This is a genomic window from Streptomyces sp. NPDC044061, assembly GCF_056434305.1.
In genome coordinates this window covers 1-1829 of record NZ_JBWKFL010000165.1, presented here as the reverse complement: position 1 = coordinate 1829, position 1829 = coordinate 1, and the positions used below count along the sequence as shown (strand labels likewise).

The 1829-nt window shown below is 70.3% G+C and carries 2 protein-coding genes; both read right to left on the bottom strand.

What is annotated here, in order from left to right; all coding sequences use genetic code 11:
• Position 1: 1 nt before the first annotated feature.
• Positions 2-964: an electron transfer flavoprotein subunit alpha/FixB family protein gene (locus AC07CM_RS50845; protein WP_478883349.1), complete on the bottom strand. Its 963-nt coding sequence runs from the start codon at positions 962-964 to the stop codon at positions 2-4.
• 65 nt (positions 965-1029) lie between these two features.
• The gene (locus tag AC07CM_RS50840; RefSeq protein WP_478883348.1) at positions 1030-1815 is read right to left on the bottom strand and encodes an electron transfer flavoprotein subunit beta/FixA family protein; all 786 of its coding nucleotides are present in this window, start codon (positions 1813-1815) and stop codon (positions 1030-1032) included.
• Between the last annotated feature and the right edge of the window lie 14 nt (positions 1816-1829).

Sequence of the window (1829 nt, the reverse complement as noted above, 5' to 3'; positions counted from 1 at the left end):
CTCAGCCCTTGCGGGTCTTGATCTCCTCGGTGAGCTGCGGGACGACGTCGAAGAGGTCGCCGACGACGCCGTAGTCGACGAGGTCGAAGATCGGGGCTTCGGCGTCCTTGTTGACGGCGACGATGGTCTTGGAGGTCTGCATGCCGGCGCGGTGCTGGATCGCGCCGGAGATGCCGTTGGCGATGTACAGCTGCGGCGAGACGCTCTTGCCGGTCTGGCCGACCTGGTTGGTGTGCGGGTACCAGCCGGCGTCGACCGCGGCGCGCGAGGCGCCCACGGCCGCACCCAGGGAGTCGGCGAGCGCCTCGATGATCGAGAAGTTCTCGGCGCCGTTGACGCCGCGGCCACCGGAGACCACGATCGCGGCCTCGGTCAGCTCCGGACGCCCGGTCGACTCGCGGGCGGTGCGGCCGGTGACCTTCGTGCCGGTCGCCTGCTCGGAGAAGGACACCGACAGCGCCTCGACCGCACCGGCGGCCGGGGCGGCCTCGACGGCGGCAGAGTTCGGCTTGACCGTGATGACCGGGGTGCCCTTGACGACCCGGGAGGTGGTCGTGAACGACGCGGCGAACACCGACTGGGTGGCCACCGGGCCCTCGTCACCGGCCTGAAGGTCGACGGCGTCGGTGATGATGCCCGAACCGATACGCAGCGCCAGACGGGCGGCGATCTCCTTGCCCTCGGCGGAGGACGGGACCAGCACGGCGGCCGGGGAGACGGCCTCGTGCGCGGCCTGCAGCGCGTCGACCTTCGGCACGACCAGGTAGTCGGCGTACTCGGCGGCGTCGTGGGTGAGGACCCGCGCCGCGCCGTGCTCGGCGAGGGTGGCGGCGGTGTCGGCGGCGCCGTTGCCGAGGGCGACGGCGACGGGCTCGCCGATGCGGCGGGCCAGGGTCAGCAGCTCCAGGGTGGGCTTGCGGACGGCACCGTCCACGTGGTCGACGTAGACGAGGACTTCAGCCATGGGAATGCTCTCCTGCGAAAACGGAAGATGAGGGGCGGTCGGCGAGAGGGGCGCGGGCCCGCTCTTTAGATGAACTTCTGGCTCGCGAGGAACTCAGCGAGCTGCTTGCCGCCCTCGCCCTCGTCCTTGACGATGGTGCCCGCCGTACGGGCCGGACGCTCGTTCGCGGCCTCGACCTTGGTGAACGCACCCTCCAGGCCGACTTCCTCGGCCTCGATGTCCAGGTCGGAAAGGTCCCAGGACTGAACCGGCTTCTTCTTCGCCGCCATGATGCCCTTGAACGACGGGTAGCGCGCCTCACCCGACTGGTCGGTCACGGAGACCACGGCCGGCAGCGAAGCCTGAAGCTGCTCGGAGGCGGCGTCACCGTCACGGCGGCCCGTGACCGTGCCGTCCTCGACCGAGACCTCCGAGAGCAGGGTGACCTGCGGGACACCCAGACGCTCGGCGACCAGCGCGGGCACCACGCCCATGGTGCCGTCGGTGGAGGCCATGCCGGAGATCACCAGGTCGAAGCCGGCCTTCTCGATCGCCCTGGCCAGCACCAGCGAGGTGCCGATGGCGTCGGTGCCGTGCAGGTCGTCGTCCTCGACGTGGACGGCCTTGTCGGCACCCATCGACAGCGCCTTGCGCAACGCGTCCTTGGCGTCCTCCGGGCCGATGGTCAGCACGGTGACCTCGGCGTCGTCCGCCTCCTCCGCGATCTGCAACGCCTGCTCCACCGCGTACTCGTCCAGCTCGGAGAGCAGACCGTCCACGTCGTCGCGGTCGACGGTCAGGTCATCGGCGAAGTGCCGGTCGCCAGTGGCGTCGGGCACGTACTTCACAGTGACAACGATCCTCAAGCTCACGCCGGCTCTCCTAC

Excerpts from the sequence above, each read along its gene's own strand:
- AC07CM_RS50845 (WP_478883349.1), bottom strand. The coding sequence starts at position 964 with ATGGCTGAAGTCCTCGTCTACGTCGACCACGTGGACGGTGCCGTCCGC.